The organism is Hymenobacter defluvii, from assembly GCF_017589435.1.
Lineage (GTDB): Bacteria > Bacteroidota > Bacteroidia > Cytophagales > Hymenobacteraceae > Hymenobacter > Hymenobacter profundi.
On record NZ_JAGETX010000001.1, the window covers coordinates 796,658 to 815,635 of the forward strand.

The window sequence follows — 18,978 nt, forward strand, 5'->3', positions numbered from 1 at the left end:
CCCCTTAAACGCAACCAGAACAGAAAAGTCAACCCTAATTGTACAACCGCTGCTGCCTGGTTGGGGTATACGGACGAGCAGAACGATGCAGGCTGCTTTTCGTTTGACTATTTCCTTCTGATTTGTGTCCGTTTTTTTCTCCTCGCACCGTCTTCAGGTTCTGATAACGGGTGTGCTGTGTGCTCTTTTAAATACTTCGTGTGCCTCGCCCGCGCCTGAGGCTGCTTTTGTGCTGCCTGGTATTGGCCCCGATTCCGTAGTAGAGGTAGCAGCGGGGCCACAGTACGCGCGTGGCCGCGTGTATAAGTTTTTTTGGGGGCGCCATTACCGCAAAGAGTGGGCTACACCCGTGCAAGTGCGCGTCTTCAACCTAAGTACCGTAGTGCCCGGCGGCCTTACGCCCGTGCAGGCCGGCGGGAGTTTTCAGACCAAAAACCTGCGCCTCAAAGACCGCAACGGTGTGGAGTACGTGCTGCGCTCCGTGGACAAGGATGCCACCAAGGCCCTACCCGCCCGGCTGCAAAAGGGTCCCATTGGGCGGCTGATGAAAGATCAAACCAGCGTAATTCATCCCTACGGCGCGTTCATTGTGCCGGTGCTGGCCGAGGCAGCGGGCGTATACCACACCAACCCCATTCTGGGGTATTTGAGCGATGATCCGGCCCTGGGGAAGTTTCGGAAAGACTACGCCAACGCGCTTTACCTACTGGAGGAGCGTCCCGATGGCGACCAGAGCACCGTACGCAGCTTTGGGCAGTCGGCCAGGGTAGAAAGCTCGCGCAAGGTGTTCACCAACTTGATAGCCAGTGCGCGCTACCGCGTCGATGCGCGGCAATACCTTCGCTCGCGCTTGTTTGACATGTGGCTGGGCGATTGGAGCCGTCGGGAAGACCAGTGGCGCTGGGCCAGCTTTCCATCTGCCGACAGCAGCACGCGCTACCAAGCCATTCCACGCGACCGGGACCACGCCTTTTTCAAGTTCGATGACGGGCTACTAACACACCTCATCGGCTGGGTGAAAACCAACTACCAGAGCTTCCACAAAAACATCCGACTCGCCGATGTGGAAGGCCTCAACCGCGCCGCGCGCCCCATGGACAAGTCGCTGCTGGTATACCTATCGGAAAAGGATTTTCAGGAAGTAGCAGATTCTCTGCGTCAGCGCCTCACCGACGACGTCATTCGTCGCTCGCTGCAAGTGTGGACGCCGGAAATCTATGCGCTGTCGGGTGAAGAATTCACCGAGAAGCTACGCAGCCGCCGCGACCAGCTACCGGCTGTAGCGGCCAAGTTTTACAGCCTGCTCGCCCGCGACATAGAAATTCCCGGCACCGACGAGCCGGAGCGGTTTGTGGTGGAGCCAGCCGGGGTAGGGCAGGTACGCGTCAGCGTCTACCGGCTAATCCAAAAACAAGCGCCTACCCTAATTGACCAGCGGGTATTCAGCGCCCGCGATACGCGCTCCATCAAGCTGTTCGGGCTGGGCGGCAACGACGTGTTCGAAATCAACGGTCTACCCGACGCCCGCATCGCCATTCACCTCTACGATGGTGCTGGGCAGGATACTATCCGCCAACAGCTTCCCCAAAGCACTACCTCTAACCGCATTACCCTCTACAACAGCAACGATGGCAATATCGTGAAGGTAGGAAAAGCCATCAAAGTGAAAGACTACCAACCCGCCGCCAACGAGTTCGACGGCACCGGCTGGCTCCTCCGCCATCGGTTGTATTAGAAATGGTGAAGTAGTGTAGTCACAATCTTGCCACTACACTACTTAAACACCTTGACTTTCTCGCCACGCCGCTTGGTGCGGACATATTGGCGGATGATCTGCTGCACATCCTTGTTGTCGTTGTAGCGGGTGATAACCTCCTTGAAATCGTCCAGCCGCCGCGCCGAAAAAGTGTCGTCGACATAGCCGAAGCCCAGGTAGCGGCCATTTTCTACTACCACAATCGTCTGCTCAAAGGGCGTGCGGCCCGGCCCAATCACCACGAAAGAGCCGTGCTCGTAGGTAAAGGACTCAATGGCCTGTTCTACCCGCAGGTTGTACTCCTCGGGTGGCTCCAAACCTACACAAGCACCCTTGCAGCGGTGCACCTGGTAGTCGAAGCACGAGCCCGTGGTCTTGTACAAGTCGCACAGCTTCTGGCAGAGGTTGAACTTGGAAACCTTGTGAAACAGAAATCCTTTGGCTTTGAACTGATTACCTAGCGCAATGAGCGGGTGCGACTCGCTGTGGTCGTCGGCGCGGCCGTAGTAGAGGTGCTTGTAGCCGTTTTCATCGGTCCGCAGGAAGATACCCGCCGGAAATACCGAGCGTCGCTGGGCGCGGTTATACAGCGGCTTCAGGCGCTTAATCTCGTGCGACTCGTAGAGCAGCGCCACCAGTTCCGAGCCCGTCAGCTCCCAGGTGATATCAGCAATAGAGTTTTTGAATTCCAGGCTTTTGCGCGATTTATAATCCACCGCGAAGTGCTGCTGAATGCGCTTGTAGATGTTGATGCTCTTGCCCACATAAATCACCTCGCCCGCCTCGTTGTGGAAGTAATATACGCCCGCCTCCTGGGGTAGGGCTGCTACTTGCTGGGGCGTGATAAGCGGCGGCAGCAGGGCCGTTTTGATGGCCTCCTGCACGGCCTTCACCTTGCGGGCGCTGGGTTTCTTGCCGGCGGGCGCCACGGCATCCACAGCGGCCAGCGTATCGGCCGCCGACGTGCCGGGCGTTTGCAGTGCCTCATCCTGCTGGCTAATTTTCAGGAGCCTGTCGAACAAAATAGCCGTGGCGTGGGCGTCGCCGGCGGCGCGGTGCCTACCCTCCAACGGTATCCCAATGTTCTGGCAGAGCTTGCCCAAACTGTAGCTGGGTTGCCCCGGAATCAGGGAGCGGCTCAGGCGCACCGTGCACAGCGTTTTGCGCGAGTAGTTGTAGCCTAGGTCGGCAAATTCCTTTTTCAGAAACGAGTAGTCAAAGCGCACGTTATGTGCCACAAACACGCAGCCCTCGGTCATTTCCACCACTTTGCGAGCCACCTCATGAAAGGGCGGCGCATCCCTCACCATCTCGTCGTTGATGCCGGTGAGCTGTGTGATAAAAAACGGAATCTGCCGGCCCGGATTCAGCAACGTGCTGTATTGGTCCACGATTTTTTCGCCGTCGTGGATGAAGATGGCTATTTCCGTGATGCGGTCCTGGGTGGGCTGCCCGCCGGTAGTTTCAAGGTCGATGATGGCGTACAAAAGCGCTACTGATAAAGTCGGTACAATGCTAACCAGATTGGTAACAAAGATACTACTCCGTAAGGTTGCACACACACTATTCACCTTGATGGATAGGCGCACAAAAAAAAGCGACCCGCATGATGCGGGTCGCTTTCACTATAGGCATTGCTGTTGGGGCAATACTTATTTTTTCATCGCCGTAATTTTGTTTTTGGCGGCCAGAATCTGGCTGTGCTGCTGTTGAATCAGGCTTTTTGCTTCTTGGGGCAGGCCTTCGGCGCTCAGAGCAGTTTCGTAGGCTTTCAGGGCCGTAGCATCGCCGGTTTCGGCTTCGCCTAGAATGGCGTTGTCGTCTTGGCCGGTAATAGCCGATTTCAAGTTGATCCAGCCGCGGTGTACGGCAGCGGCAGCGTCAGCTACTGCACCTTCAATGGTACCTTCCTGATCCGTCTGGATGCCATATTGGCTAGCGTGCTGTTTCAACTCGCTGGCGAACTGAGCGCGCTGCTGGCTCAACTGGCTGAATTCTGATTTTAGTTGTGGGTTCGATACGCCTTCAGCGGCTTCTTGGTAGCCTTTAGCACCAGTTTCGTTGATTTCTACGAGGTCACTGTAGGCGCGAGCGGTTTTTTCGGTAATAGCAGCCATGGCTGTAGGTGTTTATAGTGGAAGAGTTTAGGGTTCTGCTAATGCAGTTGTGTTCTTTATACTAAACCAGTTTCGGCCGGGTTACGATTTGCCCGAAAGTTGTTGCCACATGCGACCAAAGAAACCAGGTTGATTCTTCGGCTTATCAGGGTCGTCCTCCCCGTCCGCCACGTCGCCCAGCAAAAAGCCCCATGGTTCCGTCGACTTCGACGCATCGAAAATCACCTTCAGCACGGCCGTCAGCGGAATGCTCAGAATCATACCGGGTGTGCCCCACAATTCGCCGCCCAGTATCAGCGCAATAATGGCTGCCATGGGGTTGATGCTTACCTTAGAGCCCGTAATGGTAGGCGTAATGAAGTTGCCTTCTAGGAACTGCACAATGGTAAAAACGCCAATAACGCCCAGGGCTTTCAGCGGCGAGCCGGTTTCTACCAGCGTGATCAGGGTAGGCAGCGCCGCGCCGATGAAGATGCCGATGAAAGGAATAACGGCCAGTACCGAAGCGAAAATGGCGAAGAAGATGGCAAACTTCACTCCCAGAATTAGCAGGCCAATAGCGTTCAGGATAGCTACAATGACGATAACCGTGAGCAGACCAGAAATATAGGCCTGCACCACCGTCTGGATGTTATCCATCGTATTGAGCACCGAAGTACGCTTGTCCGGCGTCACGAAGCGGAACAGAAACTGCCGCATGTGGTCGCGGTAGTACAGCAAGCAGAAGATATAAATAGGAATCAGCGTGACCACGCTCAGCACGCTGGTAGTCGTGTCTAGGGTAGTACCCAGCCAGCCGCCCGCACGGTTTTTCAGCGTTTCCAACGATTGATCAATTACTTGGTCTTTGCTAATCGGTTGAAAACCAAAGCGTGAGCTGAGCATCTGCTGAATCTGATCGAAATACAGCGCTAGCTTCTGCTGAAATAGCGGTATCTCATTGCGAAACTGCATGAGTTGCGTTCCAAACACATAGAATAGCCCAATAAGCAGGGCTACTACCAACAGCAGACATACAACGATAGCGAGTATGCGCGAAAGTCCCCAGACCTCCAGCCGACGGCAAACAGGCAACAACAGGACCGCCAGCAAGGCAGAAAAAGCAAGAGGCAGAATAATGCCATCTAGCTTGTGCAGCACGTACACCAGCAGCGACATACCGATGAGCACAAACGTGTAGTGCACCACCGCTGACTGCTTAACCTCAGCTGCTGGTGCCGCGTGGCGTGGCGCATTAAAATTATTGGGATGGGGTAGCATTAGCTAATAAAATTGGGAGGGTTGGAGTGGGAAAAGAGGCCTAAAATGGCTACATTTGGGAGTTCAGTGTGAACTATGACTGGATGAATGAGGTTTTGCTAACGTCATTCGCTTTTTGCGAAATAAACACGACGTTATCTACCCGTGCCGGCCTTTACGCACCCTTGCGAAAAAAGGCCGATTTTCTGTGTTATTTTACCTCAAATTTGCTTTTTACCTGTTTCTATGGCCGACGAACAACTCCCCCTCGCACCGCCCGCCCACGCCTATAACGAGGATAGCATCCGCTCCCTCGACTGGCGTGAGCACATCCGCCTGCGGCCGGGTATGTACATTGGCAAACTTGGCGATGGCTCGGCCGCCGACGACGGCATTTACGTGCTGGTGAAGGAAGTCATCGACAACTGTATCGATGAGCACGTGATGGGCTACGGCCGCACCATTGAAGTGAAGATTACCGACACCCGCGTGCAAGTGCGCGACTACGGCCGCGGTATTCCGCTAGGCAAGGTGGTGGATGTGGTCAGCAAGATCAACACTGGCGGTAAGTATGACAGCAAGGTGTTCCAAAAATCGGTAGGGTTGAATGGGGTAGGCACCAAAGCGGTGAACGCGCTCAGTAACTATTTCCTGGTGCAAAGCACCCGCGACGGCGAGCAGAAAAGCGCCGAGTTTGCCCGCGGCGAATTGCAGAAAAACCCCAAACCGGTGAAGACCAGCCAGCGCAATGGCACGCTGATGGTCTTCGAGCCCGACGATACCATTTTTAAGAACTACCGCTTTATTCCGGAGTACCTAGAAAGCCAGATCCGGAATTATTGCTACCTGAACGCTGGCTTAGCTATCCACTTCAACGGGCAGAAATACGTGTCCGAGAATGGCTTGCTGGACCTGCTGCGCCACAAAACCGATGAGGAAAGCCTGCGGTACCCCATCATTCACCTGAAAGGCGAAGATATTGAGCTTGCCCTCACTCACGGCAACGACTACGGAGAGGAACATTATGCCTTCGTGAACGGGCAGTACACCACCCAGGGTGGCACGCACTTGGCCGCTTTCCGCGAAGCCTTAGTGAAAACCGTGCGCGAGCACTACGGCAAAGACTACGACGCGGCCGACATTCGGGCGTCTGTGATTGGGGCCATTTCGGTGCGGGTGCAAGAGCCGGTGTTCGAGAGCCAGACCAAGACCAAGCTAGGTAGCCTCAACATGGGCCCCGATGGCCCCACGGTGCGTGGGTTCATTCTGGACTTTGTGAAGGAGCACCTCGATAACTACCTCCACAAGAACCCCGACACCAAGGAAGCCCTCAAAAAACGCATCGAGCAGAGCGAGCGGGAGCGCAAAGACATGGCCGGCGTGAAAAAGCTGGCCAACCAGCGCGCCAAAAAAGCCAACCTGCACAACCGCAAGCTCCGCGACTGCCGCCTGCACCTTGGCGACAACAAGCACGACAACGAGCAGCTGACTACCCTGTTCATCACGGAGGGCGACTCGGCCTCGGGCTCCATCACTATGAGCCGCAACGTGGAAACCGAGGCTGTATTTAGCCTGCGCGGTAAGCCGTTGAACTGCTTCGGGTTGAAGAAAAAAGTGGTGTACGAAAACGAGGAGTTCAACCTCTTGCAGCACGCCCTCAACATTGAGGAAGGCATCGAAAACCTGCGCTATAACCGGGTGGTAATTGCTACTGATGCCGACGTGGATGGTATGCACATCCGACTGTTGCTGCTGACCTTCTTCCTGCAATTTTTCCCCGATTTGGTGCGCAACGGCCACGTGTACATCCTGGAAACGCCACTATTCCGCGTCCGCAACAAAAAGCAGACGATTTACTGCTACAACGAGGGGGAAAAGCAGCAGGCCATTCGGCAATTAGGCCGCAACCCCGAAATTACCCGCTTCAAAGGCCTGGGCGAAATTTCGCCCGACGAGTTCGGTAAGTTTATCGGCGACAATATTCGCTTGGAACCCGTCATCTTGCAGGCCGAGCGCTCGGTGCAGCAAATCCTGACGTACTACATGGGCAAGAATACGCCTGCCCGTCAGGAGTTCATCATCGATAACCTGCGTTTGGAAAAAGATTTGATTACCAGTGATGTACTGCCTGTAGAAGAAGCGCCGGCCGAGCAGCTGGAAGCAGCCGAGATTGAGGTAGCATAACAAGTATATAGATAGCCTCCTAGTAGGAAGCTTCTCGCCGACCTACCTTACTTTGTACAAGTAACAGGCTAGGTAAGCCGGCGAGAAGCAGGGTAGGAGAGAGGTACAAGAACAAAAAACGTGGCTCCGGCCACACGTAACTGTGTCAGAAGAAAACAACCCCCACGACCTGAATCCGACCGACCCGCAGCCCGAATCGTTCGGTGCGGGCGATACGCTCGACTTTGGCGCCGCTACTCCAGCGGCCCATTTGTTTGCTACGGGCGAAGCCGAAGACCTGGCTGCTACCCATGAGGAAGCGCCTACCGCCGCTGACCCGGAAGCCGCTATCGACGCGGAGGAAAGCGAGGAGCTGAGCGAACCAGCAGAGCAAGAGGAGGAAGTGGAAGCGAAGTTTGCCCCCGGCGAAACCATCCACGACATCTCATCCGTGCGCGGCATGTACCAGAACTGGTTTCTGGACTATGCCAGCTACGTAATTCTGGAGCGCGCCGTACCAGCCCTCGAAGATGGCTTGAAACCTGTGCAGCGCCGTATCCTGCACGCGATGAAGGAGATGGATGATGGCCGCCTGAACAAGGTAGCCAACATCATCGGCCAGACCATGCAGTACCACCCCCACGGCGACGCCAGCATTGGCGACGCCATTGTGAACTTGGGGCAGAAGGACCTGCTGATCGACCACCAAGGCAACTGGGGTAACATTCGCACCGGCGACTCGGCTGCTGCGCCTCGTTATATTGAAGCCCGCCTGAGCAAGTTTGCGCTTGATGTGGTTTTCAACCCCGATACCACCGAGTGGCAGCTCAGCTACGACGGCCGCAAGCGCGAGCCCGTGACCCTACCCGTGAAGTTTCCGTTGCTGCTGGCACAGGGGGTAGAGGGCATTGCCGTGGGTCTGAGCACGAAGATTATGCCCCACAACTTCCGCGAGTTGTGCAAGGCCAGCATCGACGTGCTGCGGGGCAAGGCGGTGGAGCTGTACCCCGACTTCCCGACGGGTGGCCTCTGCGACGTGAGCAACTACCAGAACGGGCAGCGCGGCGGCAAAATTCGCCTGCGCGCTACCATCGAAAAGGTAGACAAAACCACGCTCGTGATTCGCGATATTCCCTACGGCACCACCACCACGGCGCTGATGGAGAGTATCGTGAAAGCCACGGAAGCCAACAAAATCAAGATCAAGAAAATCGTGGATAGCACCACGGCGGAGGTTGAGATTCAGGTGCAGCTGCCCCCCGGCGTGTCGCCCGACCTCACCATTGATGCGCTCTACGCTTTCACGGATTGCGAAATCAGCATCTCGCCCAATACCTGCGTCATCATCGACGAGAAGCCGCGCTTTATGGCGGTGGAGGACGTGCTGCACATGAGCACCGCCAAAACCCTGCGGCTGCTGGAGCGGGAACTGGAAATCCGCCAGGATGAGCTGCGAGAAAAGTGGCACTCGGCGTCGTTGGAGAAGATCTTCATTGAAAACCGCATCTACCGCAAGATAGAAGAAGCCGAAACCTGGGAGCAAATCCTGGAAATCATGGACGCGGGCCTGAAAAAGTTTGTGCGCGTGGACGGCGAGAAAGCCCGCGCCAACGACACGCGCATTGTGCTGCGCCGCGCCATCACCGAAGACGACCTCACGCGCCTGACCGAAATCCGCATCAAGCGCATTTCTAAATTCGACGGGTTCAAGGCCGACGAGTACATCCAGCGCCTGGAGGTGGAAATGGCCGAAGTGGCCGACCACCTGGTGCACCTCACGCGCTACGCTATCAACTATTTCGAGAATTTACTGAAGAAGTACGGCGCGGGTAGGGAGCGGAAAACCCAGTTGCGCACCTTCGACGTGGTGACGGCGCAGAAGGTAGCCATTGCCAACCAAAAGCTCTATGTGAACCGCCAGGACGGTTTTGTGGGCTATGGTCTGAAAAAAGACGACAAAGCCGAGTTCGTAGTAGACTGCTCCGACCTCGACGACATCATCGCCATCCGCCGCGACGGCTCATTCGTGGTGACCAAAGTGGCCGAGAAGACCTTTGTGGGGAAGGATATTCTGCACGTGGGTATTTATAATAAGAACGACGACCGGCTGGTGTACAACATGATGTACCTCGACGGCGCCTCGGGCATCACCTACGCCAAGCGTTTCCTGGTAACGGGCATCACCCGCGACAAAACCTACGACCTTACCAAAGGCTCGAAGGGCTCAAAAGTGCTCTACCTCACGGCCAATCCTAACTCTGAGTCGGAGGTAGTGGGCGTGCAGCTATCTGATAAGGCCCCAGCCCGCGTGAAGCAGTTTGACTTTGATTTTGCTGAGCTAGCCATCAAGGGCAAGGGCTCCATGGGCAACATCGTGACCAAGCAGCCTATTAAGAAAATCACCCAGAAAAGCCTGGGCGACTCCACTCTGGGCGGGCGCGAAATGTTCTTCGATGCGGTGGTAGGCCGCCTGAACACCGCTGGCCACGGCCGCTACCTAGGCACGTTCGACACCGACAACACCATTCTGGTGCTTTACAAAGACGGTAGCTACGAGCTGAAATCCCCCGACCCGGGCCACCACTTCGACGTGCCCAACATAGTATTGCTGCGCAAGCTGGAACCCGAAACGGTGCTCAGCGCCGTGTATATGGAAGGCGAAACGAAAACCCACTACGTCAAGCGCTTCCGCATCGAAACCAGTACCTTGGATAAGCGCTTTATTTTCATCTCGGAAAGCAAAGGCTCTAAACTTCTAGCGGCCACCGCCAACCCCGAGCCAGCAGTAGAGGTGAAAATGCAGCGAGAAAAGAAAGCTGACCGCGAAACCGAGCAGTTCCTACTGCACGAGTTCATCGACGTGAAAGGCTGGAAAGCTCAGGGCAACAAACTGGCGTACTACAAAATCCACGCTTTGGCGTTACTTACCGATGAAGGCCCTGAGCCGGAACGCCGCGAAGCCCGCAAAAAGCGCGGCCCGGCCACCATCCCGCGCTCAACGGCCGCACCAGCCCCCGACGATCTGCCCGAATTGCAGGAGCCGGTGGATGTAACGGCTGAAGAGGTGGAGCGCGCGCAGGCGCTGTTGCGTCGGCCCAAGTCACAGTTAAAGCTTTTTTAAATGAATTATAGGGTAGGGCTAGCAAGTGTTGGCCTTACTTTACACATTTAGCCCTGTTAGGTACCAAAATGCTTCTATAGCCGTTAAAAGCGCGTGCGTATGAAACGGTATATTCTGGTGTTATGGCTGCTGGGGTGCCTTTCGGGGCGTAGCGCTACGGCATCGACAACTGTCACCAACGATTCCGTGACGGTGCAGAAATTGTTGAAGCAAGCGCATACGCTACAGGCTGCCTACCAAGAATCGGAGGCGTTGGGCAAATACGAGCAGGCACTGCGCCAAGAACCACGCTGTTACGAAGCGTTGTGGCAGGCTGCTTTGCTTAGTGTCCGTATCGGCGCCCGCTACACCGACGAAACCCGCCGGGGGGCCTACTTTATATCGGCCCGGCAGTTTGCCGACCGAGCACTAGTGGTGCAGCCAACAGGGGGAGAGGCCAACTATGTGGTAGCCTTGTCTTTAGTGAACCGGGCTACGCTGCTTACGGCCCGCAGCCGTCTGCACGCCTATAAAACGATGAAGCCGTACGTTTTTATGGCCGTGGCCCGATGCCCCGGGTGGGCCGATGCCTGGCAGCTGCTAGGGCGCTGGCACTACCGCGTAGACCATTATAATATTCTGGAGCGCATTTTTACGAAGCTCTTTTTGGGTGGAATGCCCGGTGGTGCCGGCTCACGCAAAGCCATTGATGCGCTACGGCGCGCGCATGAACTAGATTCTACCCGCATTCAGTTCTGCTACGACCTGGCGCGGGTGTACCGCAATCAAGGCCAGCGCCGCAATGCCCGCCTGATACTGGAAGAAGCCGTGCAACTTAGCCCTTCTACCAGCGACGAGCTGGAAGTAAGTCGGCGCTGTCGGGCAATGCTGTTGCAGGCTCGTCGTCGGCAGCAGCGCCGTCCGGCTAGCTTCCAGCACTAACCGTGATGCTAGGATTGTATCTTTGTCAAAACAAGCAAGAAGAGTGATAGCACGTGATAGGCTGTGGGACAAAAGCAAACAACGCCACTGGTTAATCTGGGTAGCGGCCGCGCTGCTGACCACAGGTTGCAGCGGCCCCGCCGAGCGGCCCGACCGGATGGTGCCGTTGGCTACCGTGCAAAGTGGTCCTCATATTCAGGCTCAGGAGTTAGATGGCGCTATTGCCCGCCAGCCCGGCAATGCCTCGCTCTACGCCCGGCGTGCCGCCTTCCGGCTTGATGCGGGTCAGGTGGAGCCGGCGTTGCAGGATATCAACCAAGCACTGGACCTGGACGATGGCCCCGGTGAATTCTACTTCACCAAAGCGCGCGCCTTGCGTGCCCAATATCATCTGACGGCTGCCCTGGCTGCTGCCGACGAAGCCGCCCGCCACGGGTTTGCCTCACCCGAGCTAAACTTGCTGGTAGGCGAGGCCAACCTGGCTACGCGCCACTACCAGGCCGCCCTCGACCAACTCGACCGCGTATTGCAGCAGGAGCCCGACCACGTGGCAGCTTTGTTTTACAAAGGCTTAGCATTTGCTGCCACCGGCGATACGACACAAGCCATTGATTATCTGCGGGCCAGCCTAGTTCGCGACCCGCGCCAGGCCGAAACCCTGCATCAATTGGCCTTTCTGCTCAACGCCTACCATCAGCCAGAGCAGGGGGGGCGGTACGCTGCCCGTGGGCTCGGGCTAGACCCCAACTATGCTCCGTTGCTGTACGACTATGCTCGGCAGTTTGAATTGCAGGCCGCACCCGATAGCGCATTGCGCTATTACACCCAGGCGTTGCAGCAAGACTCTACCCTCTACCGCGCCGATTATCACCTGGGGCAACTGGCCTACGAGCAGCGGCGATACGCCGTGGCTATTCCGGCGCTACAACGGGCACTGCGCCGAGCATCCCGCTTGCCGGAAGCCCGGCAACAGCTAGCCGAAAGTCTGGAAAACATGGGCCGCTATACCGAGGCGCAGGTCCAATACCGGCAATTGGTGGCCGAAAACCCCGGCAACCGCCATTGGACCTATAAAGTCTGGAAGACCGGGGAGCGGGCCCGCGGGTTTTCGGGAGATACCACCCGCAGCCGCGTATCGGCAGTGGCGCCACTCGCCCCACGTCCGGCTACAGCAAATCATGAAGAGGATTAGGGGTAGGGGCCGAAATGAAATACCGGTTTAAATCCACCTCAAGCTGCTAACTTGCGCTTTCTACACAGTGGGTAATGGCACGCAATCCTGTCTCAGCTACCCAACAACTAACCCTGACAACGAATTACCGATGATTGACATCACGCTCCCCGATGGTTCCGTCCGCCAGTTTGAGGCCGGCGCCACGGGCTACGATGTAGCCGCCAGCATCAGCGAAGGGCTGGCCCGCAATGCATTGGCCGTGCGCGTTGATGGCGAAGTGCGCGACCTGCACCGCCCAATCGACCAGAGCAGCAACCTGGAAATCCTGACCTGGAATGACGCCGGTGGCAAAATGGCCTTCTGGCACTCTTCGGCTCACTTGCTGGCCGAAGCGCTGGAAGACCTATACCCCGGCGTGAAGCTGGGCATTGGGCCCGCCATCGAAAATGGCTTCTACTACGATATTGACCTAGGCGAAGGCCGGACGATTTCAACCGATGACTTTCCAGTTATCGAGAAGAAGATGTTGGAGCTGGCCAAACAGAAAAGCCGCTTCGAGTGCCGTCCCGTTCGTAAGGCCGAGGCAGTAGCGTATTTCACTGAGAAAGACGATCCGTACAAGCTGGACCTAATTGACCACCTGGAAGACGGTAGCATTACGTTCTACCAGCAAGGTAATTTCGTGGACCTCTGCCGCGGCCCCCACTTGCCTGATACTTCGCCTATAAAAGCGGTAAAGCTGCTAAACGTAGCCGGTGCTTACTGGCGCGGCGATGAGAAAAACAAGCAGCTCACGCGCATCTACGGCATCACCTTCCCCAAGGCTAAAGAACTAACCGAATACTTGGAAAGGCTGGAAGAGGCCAAGCGCCGCGACCACCGCAAGTTGGGAAAAGAGTTGGAGCTATTTGCTTTTTCGGAGAAGGTGGGCGCCGGCTTACCCCTATGGTTGCCCAAGGGTACGGCCCTGCGCGAACGGCTAGAGCAGTTTATGCGCAAGGCCCAAATCAAGTCGGGCTACCTGCCCGTGGTGACGCCGCACATTGGCTCCAAGGAACTATATGTCACGTCGGGTCACTACGAAAAATACGGGGCCGACTCCTTTCAGCCGATCAAAACGCCTAACCCGGGTGAGGAGTTTTTCCTCAAGCCCATGAACTGCCCGCACCACTGCGAGATTTACAAAACCAAGCCGCGTTCTTACCGCGACTTGCCCTTACGTCTGGCCGAGTTTGGTACGGTATATCGCTACGAGCAGTCGGGCGAGTTGCATGGCCTCACGCGCGTACGCGGCTTCACGCAAGACGACGCGCACATCTTTTGCCGCCCCGATCAAGTAAAGGACGAGTTCAAGAAGGTTATCGACCTTGTACTCTACGTGTTCCGTGCCTTGGGTTTTGAGGATTATACCGCGCAAATTTCCCTGCGCGACCCTGAGAACAAGACTAAGTATATTGGCTCCGACGAGAACTGGGCACTGGCTGAAAGTGCTATTCAGGAAGCAGCTGCTGAAAAAGGCCTACCCACAATAACCGAGTACGGCGAGGCAGCCTTCTATGGCCCCAAGCTCGACTTTATGGTACGTGACGCGTTGGGCCGCAAGTGGCAGTTAGGAACCATTCAGGTTGACTACAACCTGCCCGAGCGCTTCGACCTGGAGTACGTAGCTCCCGATAACTCCCGCCAGCGTCCTGTGATGCTGCACCGGGCGCCGTTTGGCTCGTTAGAGCGCTTTGTAGCTGTACTGATTGAGCATTGCGCCGGCAATTTCCCGCTGTGGCTGGCTCCCGAGCAGTTCGCCATCTTACCCATTTCGGAGAAGTATCAGGAGTATGCCCAGCAGGTGTACGACCGACTTCAGGGAGAAGAACTGCGAGGCTCTATTGATAACCGGGACGAAAAAATCGGCCGTAAAATCCGCGATGCGGAGATTTCTAAAGTACCCTACATGCTAATTGTGGGTGAAAAAGAACAGGAAAACGGTCAGGTTTCGGTGCGCCGCCACGGCGAGGGAGACTTGGGCTCTTTACCTATCGATGAATTCATTGCGAAGTTTCAATCTGAAGTAGCCGCTCTTATGAAATAAGAGCAGGGAAAGCAGCCCCAATCCCGCAATTTTATATAGCAAAACTTTCAGATTTCAAAAAAAAAGCGGATATTTGCCCCCTGAATAGGCCCTAGCGACTTTTCGCCGGGGCCTTTCACTATCCGATTAGACCACCACTTTTAGAAGGAGGACCTACCCATAGCTACCCCAAATCGCCGTTACATCCCCCGCGCTCAAGTGGAGGAGCCGTTCAAGATTAACAATAAAATCACGGCCCGTGAGGTGCGTCTGGTCGGCGACAACGTCGAGCAGGGCATTTATCCTGTTGAGCAAGCCCGCCGTATGGCGCAGGAGCAAAACCTTGACCTAGTTGAGATTTCGCCTACTGCTGTACCGCCCGTTTGTCGCGTTATCGACTACTCGAAATTTAAGTACGAGCAGAAGAAGCGCACCCGCGAAATGAAAGCCAAGCAGACGAAAGTCGTGCAAAAGGAAATTCGTTTCGGACCCAATACGGATGATCACGACTTCGCTTTCAAGCTAAAGCACGCACAGGAATTCCTGAAGGAAGGCGCCAAAATCAAAGCCTACGTACACTTCGTAGGCCGCTCGATTGTATTCAAAGAGCGTGGCGAAATTCTGCTACTCAAGTTTGCGCAGGCGCTCGAAGAACTTGCTAAGGTCGAGCAACTACCTAAGCTAGAAGGCAAGCGCATGTTCCTGTACTTGGCACCCAAAGTAGCACCCAAGCCGAAGCCTGCCGTGAAAGAAGCCGCTCCCGCAGCAGCTAAACCTGCTAAGGAAGGCGCACCGAAACTTACTAAAGAAGTTGCTCCCGATCAGGAGTAGATTCTAGGTAGGATAGGGGCACACGCAACTCTGCATTTCCCTTTTTTCAATACATACACAATGCCGAAAGTAAAGACGAAATCCGGTGCTAAGAAGCGTTTTACGCTCACCGGAACGGGCAAGGTGAAGCGGAAGCACGCCTTCAAATCGCACATCCTCACCAAAAAAAACACCAAGCAGAAACGTGCTCTTACCCACGTAACGCTGGTTAGTTCGGCCGACATGCCGCGCGTGAAGGATATGCTGAATATCTAATTAATAATGAATGAGTAAGAATTGAGCGTTAGTACTAATACATAGTCTACATCCAATTCCTACTTCCTACTTATTAATTGTTAATTAATTCAAACCAGGCGTCCGGTAGAAACGCAAGCCGCGGTAAATTGTCCGCCGCCGGCCGCCAAAAACAGAGCAGGTTATGCCCAGAAGTGTCAACCACGTGGCCTCGCGCCTTCGTCGGAAAAAAGTAATGCGTTTGGCCAAAGGTTATTATGGCCGTCGTAAAAATGTATGGACCGTTGCGAAAAACGCCGTTGAGAAAGGCCTTCTCTACGCGTACCGCGACCGGAAAACCAAGAAACGTGAGTTCCGCGCCCTCTGGATTCAGCGTATCAACGCGGGTGCCCGTGAGCACGGCTTGTCCTACTCGCAGCTGATGGGTGGCTTGAAGAAAGCTGGTATCGAGCTGAACCGTAAGGTGCTGGCTGATTTGGCCCTGAACCACCCCGCTGCCTTCAAAGGCATTGTGGACAAAGTAAAGTAATCGTCTACTGGCATTACAACATAAAGAGCGCCTGATCATTAGTGGTCAGGCGCTCTTTGCATTTATAACCTACCTATCTGCTAACGATAAATTGGTAGAAATCAGGGAAGTGTAGAATACAACGAAAAAGGCCTTCCTGCAATAGGAAGGCCTTTTTTCTGTAGCGGGGACGAGAGTTGAACTCGTGACCTCAGGGTTATGAATCCTGTGCTCTAACCAACTGAGCTACCCCGCCCTGTTTGGTGGTGCAAATGTAGAAATGAAATTTGAATTAGCACAACATCTAGGGTAAAAAATTATGTGTATATTGGCTGTTTCTGCTGACAATTGTAGTTAGCAGGGGCTTATTTGTTTCCATTACGTTTATGCCGCTTTCCGCTACCCGTTCCAAACACCGGTTCACGGTGGAGTACCCTATCAACGCGTCGCCAAAGATTTTATACCCTTATCTGGCTTCTGCTTCTGGCCTGGCCCGCTGGTTCTGCCAGGATGTGAAAATCGACCCCGACCACCGGCTCAACTTCATCTGGGACAACCAGAGTCATTATGCCGAAATCAGCTCGCACCGCACCAATAAGTCGGTGCGCTTTGTATTTCTGAACGATCAGAAGCGTTCTGTGCCAGATGCCAGCTACCTAGATTTCTCTATTGAATCGTCGGAGCTTACGCAAGAAGTTTTTCTGCGGGTGGTAGATTACTCCGAAGAGACGGATGAAATAGAATTGCAGGAAATGTGGGATAATCTCATCCTGACGCTGCGGGAACAAGTAGGGGGGTAGGCACCGTTGCCACAATAGCGCGCTGTATCTTCGCGTTCTTTTTTGCCTCCTTTACTGTGGTGCTGCCTCACGGTGGCGGCACCAGTTGCGTATGAAAAAACTAGATAAGCTCATTCTGAAAGCCTTTGCCGGGCCATTCTTTCTCACCTTTGCGGTAGTCGAGTTTATTTTTCTGACGCAATACATGCTGAAGTATCTCGATGATATCATCGGGAAAGACTTAGGTGCGGGTGTTATTGCCCAACTCTTATTCTTCTTCAGCGTGCTGATGGTGCCGATTTCGCTACCACTGGCTGTGTTGCTTTCCTCGTTGATGACGTTTGGTACTCTAGGGGAGCACCATGAGTTGACGGCTATTAAGACATCGGGAATTTCCCTCACGCGCATTCTGCGGCCCATCTTCATCTTAAGCTTGTTATTGAGCGTTGGAGCTTTTTGGTACAATGAGACTATCATTCCAAAAGCCAACCTCAAAGCGTACAGCCTGCTGTGGGATGTGCGTCAGCAGAAGCTGGCGCTGGATATTCGGGAAAATATCTTTTACACTGGCATTCCGGGCTACACCATTAAAGTAAACGAAAAGCAGGGCGAGAACGGAGATATTTTGAAGGGCGTAATGATTTACGACCACAGCGGCCGCGCGGGCAGTTCTGCCATGATTCTGGCTGATTCGGGACGCATGACGACGCGCTTTGATGGGCAATACCTAAGTCTGGAGCTATTTCGGGGTACTTCGTACATAGAGAAGCCTGACCAGCACAACCGCGCTGGCGCCAGCTTCACCCGGCAGAGTTTTGACCGCAATCAACTGCTGTTCTCTCTGGCCTCTTTCGGCTTAGACCGCACCAATGAGGAGTACTTTGCGGAGAATAAGATGATGAAGAACATCCCGCAGCTAATTGCCCATAGCGATTCCCTCCACCAGCGCCTGAACGTAGAACGGCGCCTGATGGTCACGCAGCTGAATCCTTATTACTCTTATGCCCGCTTTGATACTACAGGCCAAGCTGCCAACCGGCGTTTAGCGGACTGGCAGGTGTCCGATGAGCGCCTTCCTGCTTTGAGCGTGGGCATGATGCAGCAGGCTAGTAACCGGGCGCGTAATGTGCGCGCCTTTATAGGCAGCAACGCCGAGCGTTTGAATACTCTAGCCCGCGACACCAGCATGTTTCGGATCGAGATTTACCGTAAATACACGCAGTCGGCGGCTATACTGCTAATGTTCCTGATTGGTGCGCCGCTAGGTGCTATTATTAAAAAAGGTGGTTTGGGTGTTCCGCTGCTCATTGCCATTCTGTTCTTTATCATCTACTACGTTGTATCCATTATGGGCGAGAAATATGCCCGTGAAATGATTCTGACGGTACCGCTGGGTATGTGGCTGGCCGACTTGACGCTTCTGCCAGTAGGCCTGTTTTTCCTTTATCAGGCTCGTAACGATTCTGGACTGCTGGAAGGTGATTTCTGGCGGCGTATTGTACGCTGGGTACCTACCGAGCAGTTTCGCAACTTGGTGCGCAACCGGGCCTTTTTGGCCCGCCGCGCACAAGCTTAGCAAACGCAGAACAGCCTATGTTTTGCCCTATTTCGGTAATTTATATTTTCAGCATCCGGAATAAAGCCGTACCTTTGCGGCCACTCCGGAATGCGGAGTGACTGAAAATTCTTTTTTACCCTTTAAATCAAAGACGGGGAAACCTATCTGCCGATGAAACTTACCACCGAAACTAAACAGGCCATTTTTGAGAAAAATAGCCTGCAGAAAACTGCCACCGATACCGGTTCGGCTGAATCGCAAATTGCACTCTTCACCCACCGCATCACGCATCTGACTGAGCACCTGAAGGTGAACAAGAAGGACTACTCGACTCGCTTGGGTCTGCTGAAGCTGGTAGGTAAGCGTCGCCGCCTGTTGGACTACCTGCAGCACCGCGAAATCAACCGCTACCGCGCTATCATCAAGGAGCTGGGTATCCGTAAGTAAGCCCCGCTGCCGAGAGTAGGGAGCCCTGTTACAAGGGTTCCCTACTCTTTTTTTTGCCTGGCGGG

At 54.8% G+C, this 18,978-nt stretch carries 14 protein-coding genes, 1 tRNA gene and 1 pseudogene; 12 read left to right on the forward strand and 4 right to left on the reverse strand.

From position 1 onward, the window contains the following. Nucleotides 1–124 precede the first annotated feature (124 nt). Nucleotides 125–1,735: a hypothetical protein gene (locus J4D97_RS03215; RefSeq protein WP_208306326.1), complete on the forward strand. Its 1,611-nt coding sequence runs from the start codon at nucleotides 125–127 to the stop codon at nucleotides 1,733–1,735. Nucleotides 1,736–1,773: 38 nt separating this feature from the next. On the opposite strand, the gene J4D97_RS03220 is transcribed toward J4D97_RS03215, so the two are convergent. The 3 genes from J4D97_RS03220 to J4D97_RS03230 form a co-directional block, all read right to left on the reverse strand. Then, nucleotides 1,774–3,243: an exonuclease domain-containing protein gene (locus tag J4D97_RS03220; protein ID WP_185283610.1), complete on the reverse strand. Its 1,470-nt coding sequence runs from the start codon at nucleotides 3,241–3,243 to the stop codon at nucleotides 1,774–1,776. 165 nt (nucleotides 3,244–3,408) lie between these two features. Further along, nucleotides 3,409–3,873: a PA2169 family four-helix-bundle protein gene (locus J4D97_RS03225; RefSeq protein ID WP_208306327.1), complete on the reverse strand. Its 465-nt coding sequence runs from the start codon at nucleotides 3,871–3,873 to the stop codon at nucleotides 3,409–3,411. 81 nt (nucleotides 3,874–3,954) lie between these two features. Beyond that, nucleotides 3,955–5,133: an AI-2E family transporter gene (locus tag J4D97_RS03230; protein WP_243900100.1), complete on the reverse strand. Its 1,179-nt coding sequence runs from the start codon at nucleotides 5,131–5,133 to the stop codon at nucleotides 3,955–3,957. 225 nt (nucleotides 5,134–5,358) lie between these two features. Between J4D97_RS03230 and J4D97_RS03235 the strand changes: the two genes are divergently transcribed. The 8 genes and pseudogenes from J4D97_RS03235 to rplT all read left to right on the forward strand — a co-directional run bounded on the left by J4D97_RS03235 (nucleotide 5,359) and on the right by rplT (nucleotide 16,150). Continuing rightward, complete coding sequence (locus J4D97_RS03235) at nucleotides 5,359–7,296, forward strand: DNA topoisomerase IV subunit B (protein WP_208306328.1); 1,938 nt, start codon at nucleotides 5,359–5,361, stop codon at nucleotides 7,294–7,296. 352 nt (nucleotides 7,297–7,648) lie between these two features. Continuing rightward, nucleotides 7,649–10,396, forward strand: a complete 2,748-nt coding sequence (locus tag J4D97_RS03240) for a DNA gyrase/topoisomerase IV subunit A (RefSeq protein WP_243900144.1) — start codon at nucleotides 7,649–7,651, stop codon at nucleotides 10,394–10,396. 99 nt (nucleotides 10,397–10,495) lie between these two features. Then, entirely contained in the window at nucleotides 10,496–11,317 is an 822-nt protein-coding gene (locus J4D97_RS03245; RefSeq protein WP_208306329.1) for a hypothetical protein, read from the forward strand. Nucleotides 11,318–11,360: 43 nt separating this feature from the next. Beyond that, entirely contained in the window at nucleotides 11,361–12,509 is a 1,149-nt protein-coding gene (locus J4D97_RS03250) for a tetratricopeptide repeat protein (RefSeq protein ID WP_208306330.1), read from the forward strand. Between the two features lie 130 nt (nucleotides 12,510–12,639). Continuing rightward, complete coding sequence (gene thrS, locus J4D97_RS03255) at nucleotides 12,640–14,577, forward strand: threonine--tRNA ligase (RefSeq protein ID WP_208306331.1); 1,938 nt, start codon at nucleotides 12,640–12,642, stop codon at nucleotides 14,575–14,577. 159 nt (nucleotides 14,578–14,736) lie between these two features. Then, nucleotides 14,737–15,294 (forward strand): annotated as a pseudogene (infC, locus tag J4D97_RS03260) (translation initiation factor IF-3); the annotation flags it as partial. Nucleotides 15,295–15,447: 153 nt separating this feature from the next. Beyond that, the gene (gene rpmI / locus J4D97_RS03265) at nucleotides 15,448–15,642 is read left to right on the forward strand and encodes a 50S ribosomal protein L35 (RefSeq protein ID WP_208306332.1); all 195 of its coding nucleotides are present in this window, start codon (nucleotides 15,448–15,450) and stop codon (nucleotides 15,640–15,642) included. 163 nt (nucleotides 15,643–15,805) lie between these two features. After that, nucleotides 15,806–16,150, forward strand: coding sequence for a 50S ribosomal protein L20 (gene rplT / locus J4D97_RS03270; RefSeq protein ID WP_185283617.1), 345 nt, complete (start codon nucleotides 15,806–15,808; stop codon nucleotides 16,148–16,150). 161 nt (nucleotides 16,151–16,311) lie between these two features. On the opposite strand, the gene J4D97_RS03275 is transcribed toward rplT, so the two are convergent. After that, a tRNA-Met gene (locus J4D97_RS03275) sits at nucleotides 16,312–16,385 on the reverse strand. A 130-nt stretch (nucleotides 16,386–16,515) separates the two neighbouring features. Between J4D97_RS03275 and J4D97_RS03280 the strand changes: the two genes are divergently transcribed. The 3 genes from J4D97_RS03280 to rpsO all read left to right on the forward strand — a co-directional run bounded on the left by J4D97_RS03280 (nucleotide 16,516) and on the right by rpsO (nucleotide 18,913). Continuing rightward, nucleotides 16,516–16,929, forward strand: a complete 414-nt coding sequence (locus J4D97_RS03280; RefSeq protein WP_185283618.1) for an START-like domain-containing protein — start codon at nucleotides 16,516–16,518, stop codon at nucleotides 16,927–16,929. A gap of 91 nt (nucleotides 16,930–17,020) precedes the next feature. Further along, the gene (locus J4D97_RS03285; protein ID WP_208306333.1) at nucleotides 17,021–18,484 is read left to right on the forward strand and encodes an LptF/LptG family permease; all 1,464 of its coding nucleotides are present in this window, start codon (nucleotides 17,021–17,023) and stop codon (nucleotides 18,482–18,484) included. Nucleotides 18,485–18,637: 153 nt separating this feature from the next. Further along, on the forward strand, nucleotides 18,638–18,913 hold the full coding sequence (gene rpsO / locus J4D97_RS03290; RefSeq protein ID WP_185283620.1) for a 30S ribosomal protein S15: 276 nt from the start codon (nucleotides 18,638–18,640) through the stop codon (nucleotides 18,911–18,913). Nucleotides 18,914–18,978 lie beyond the last annotated feature (65 nt).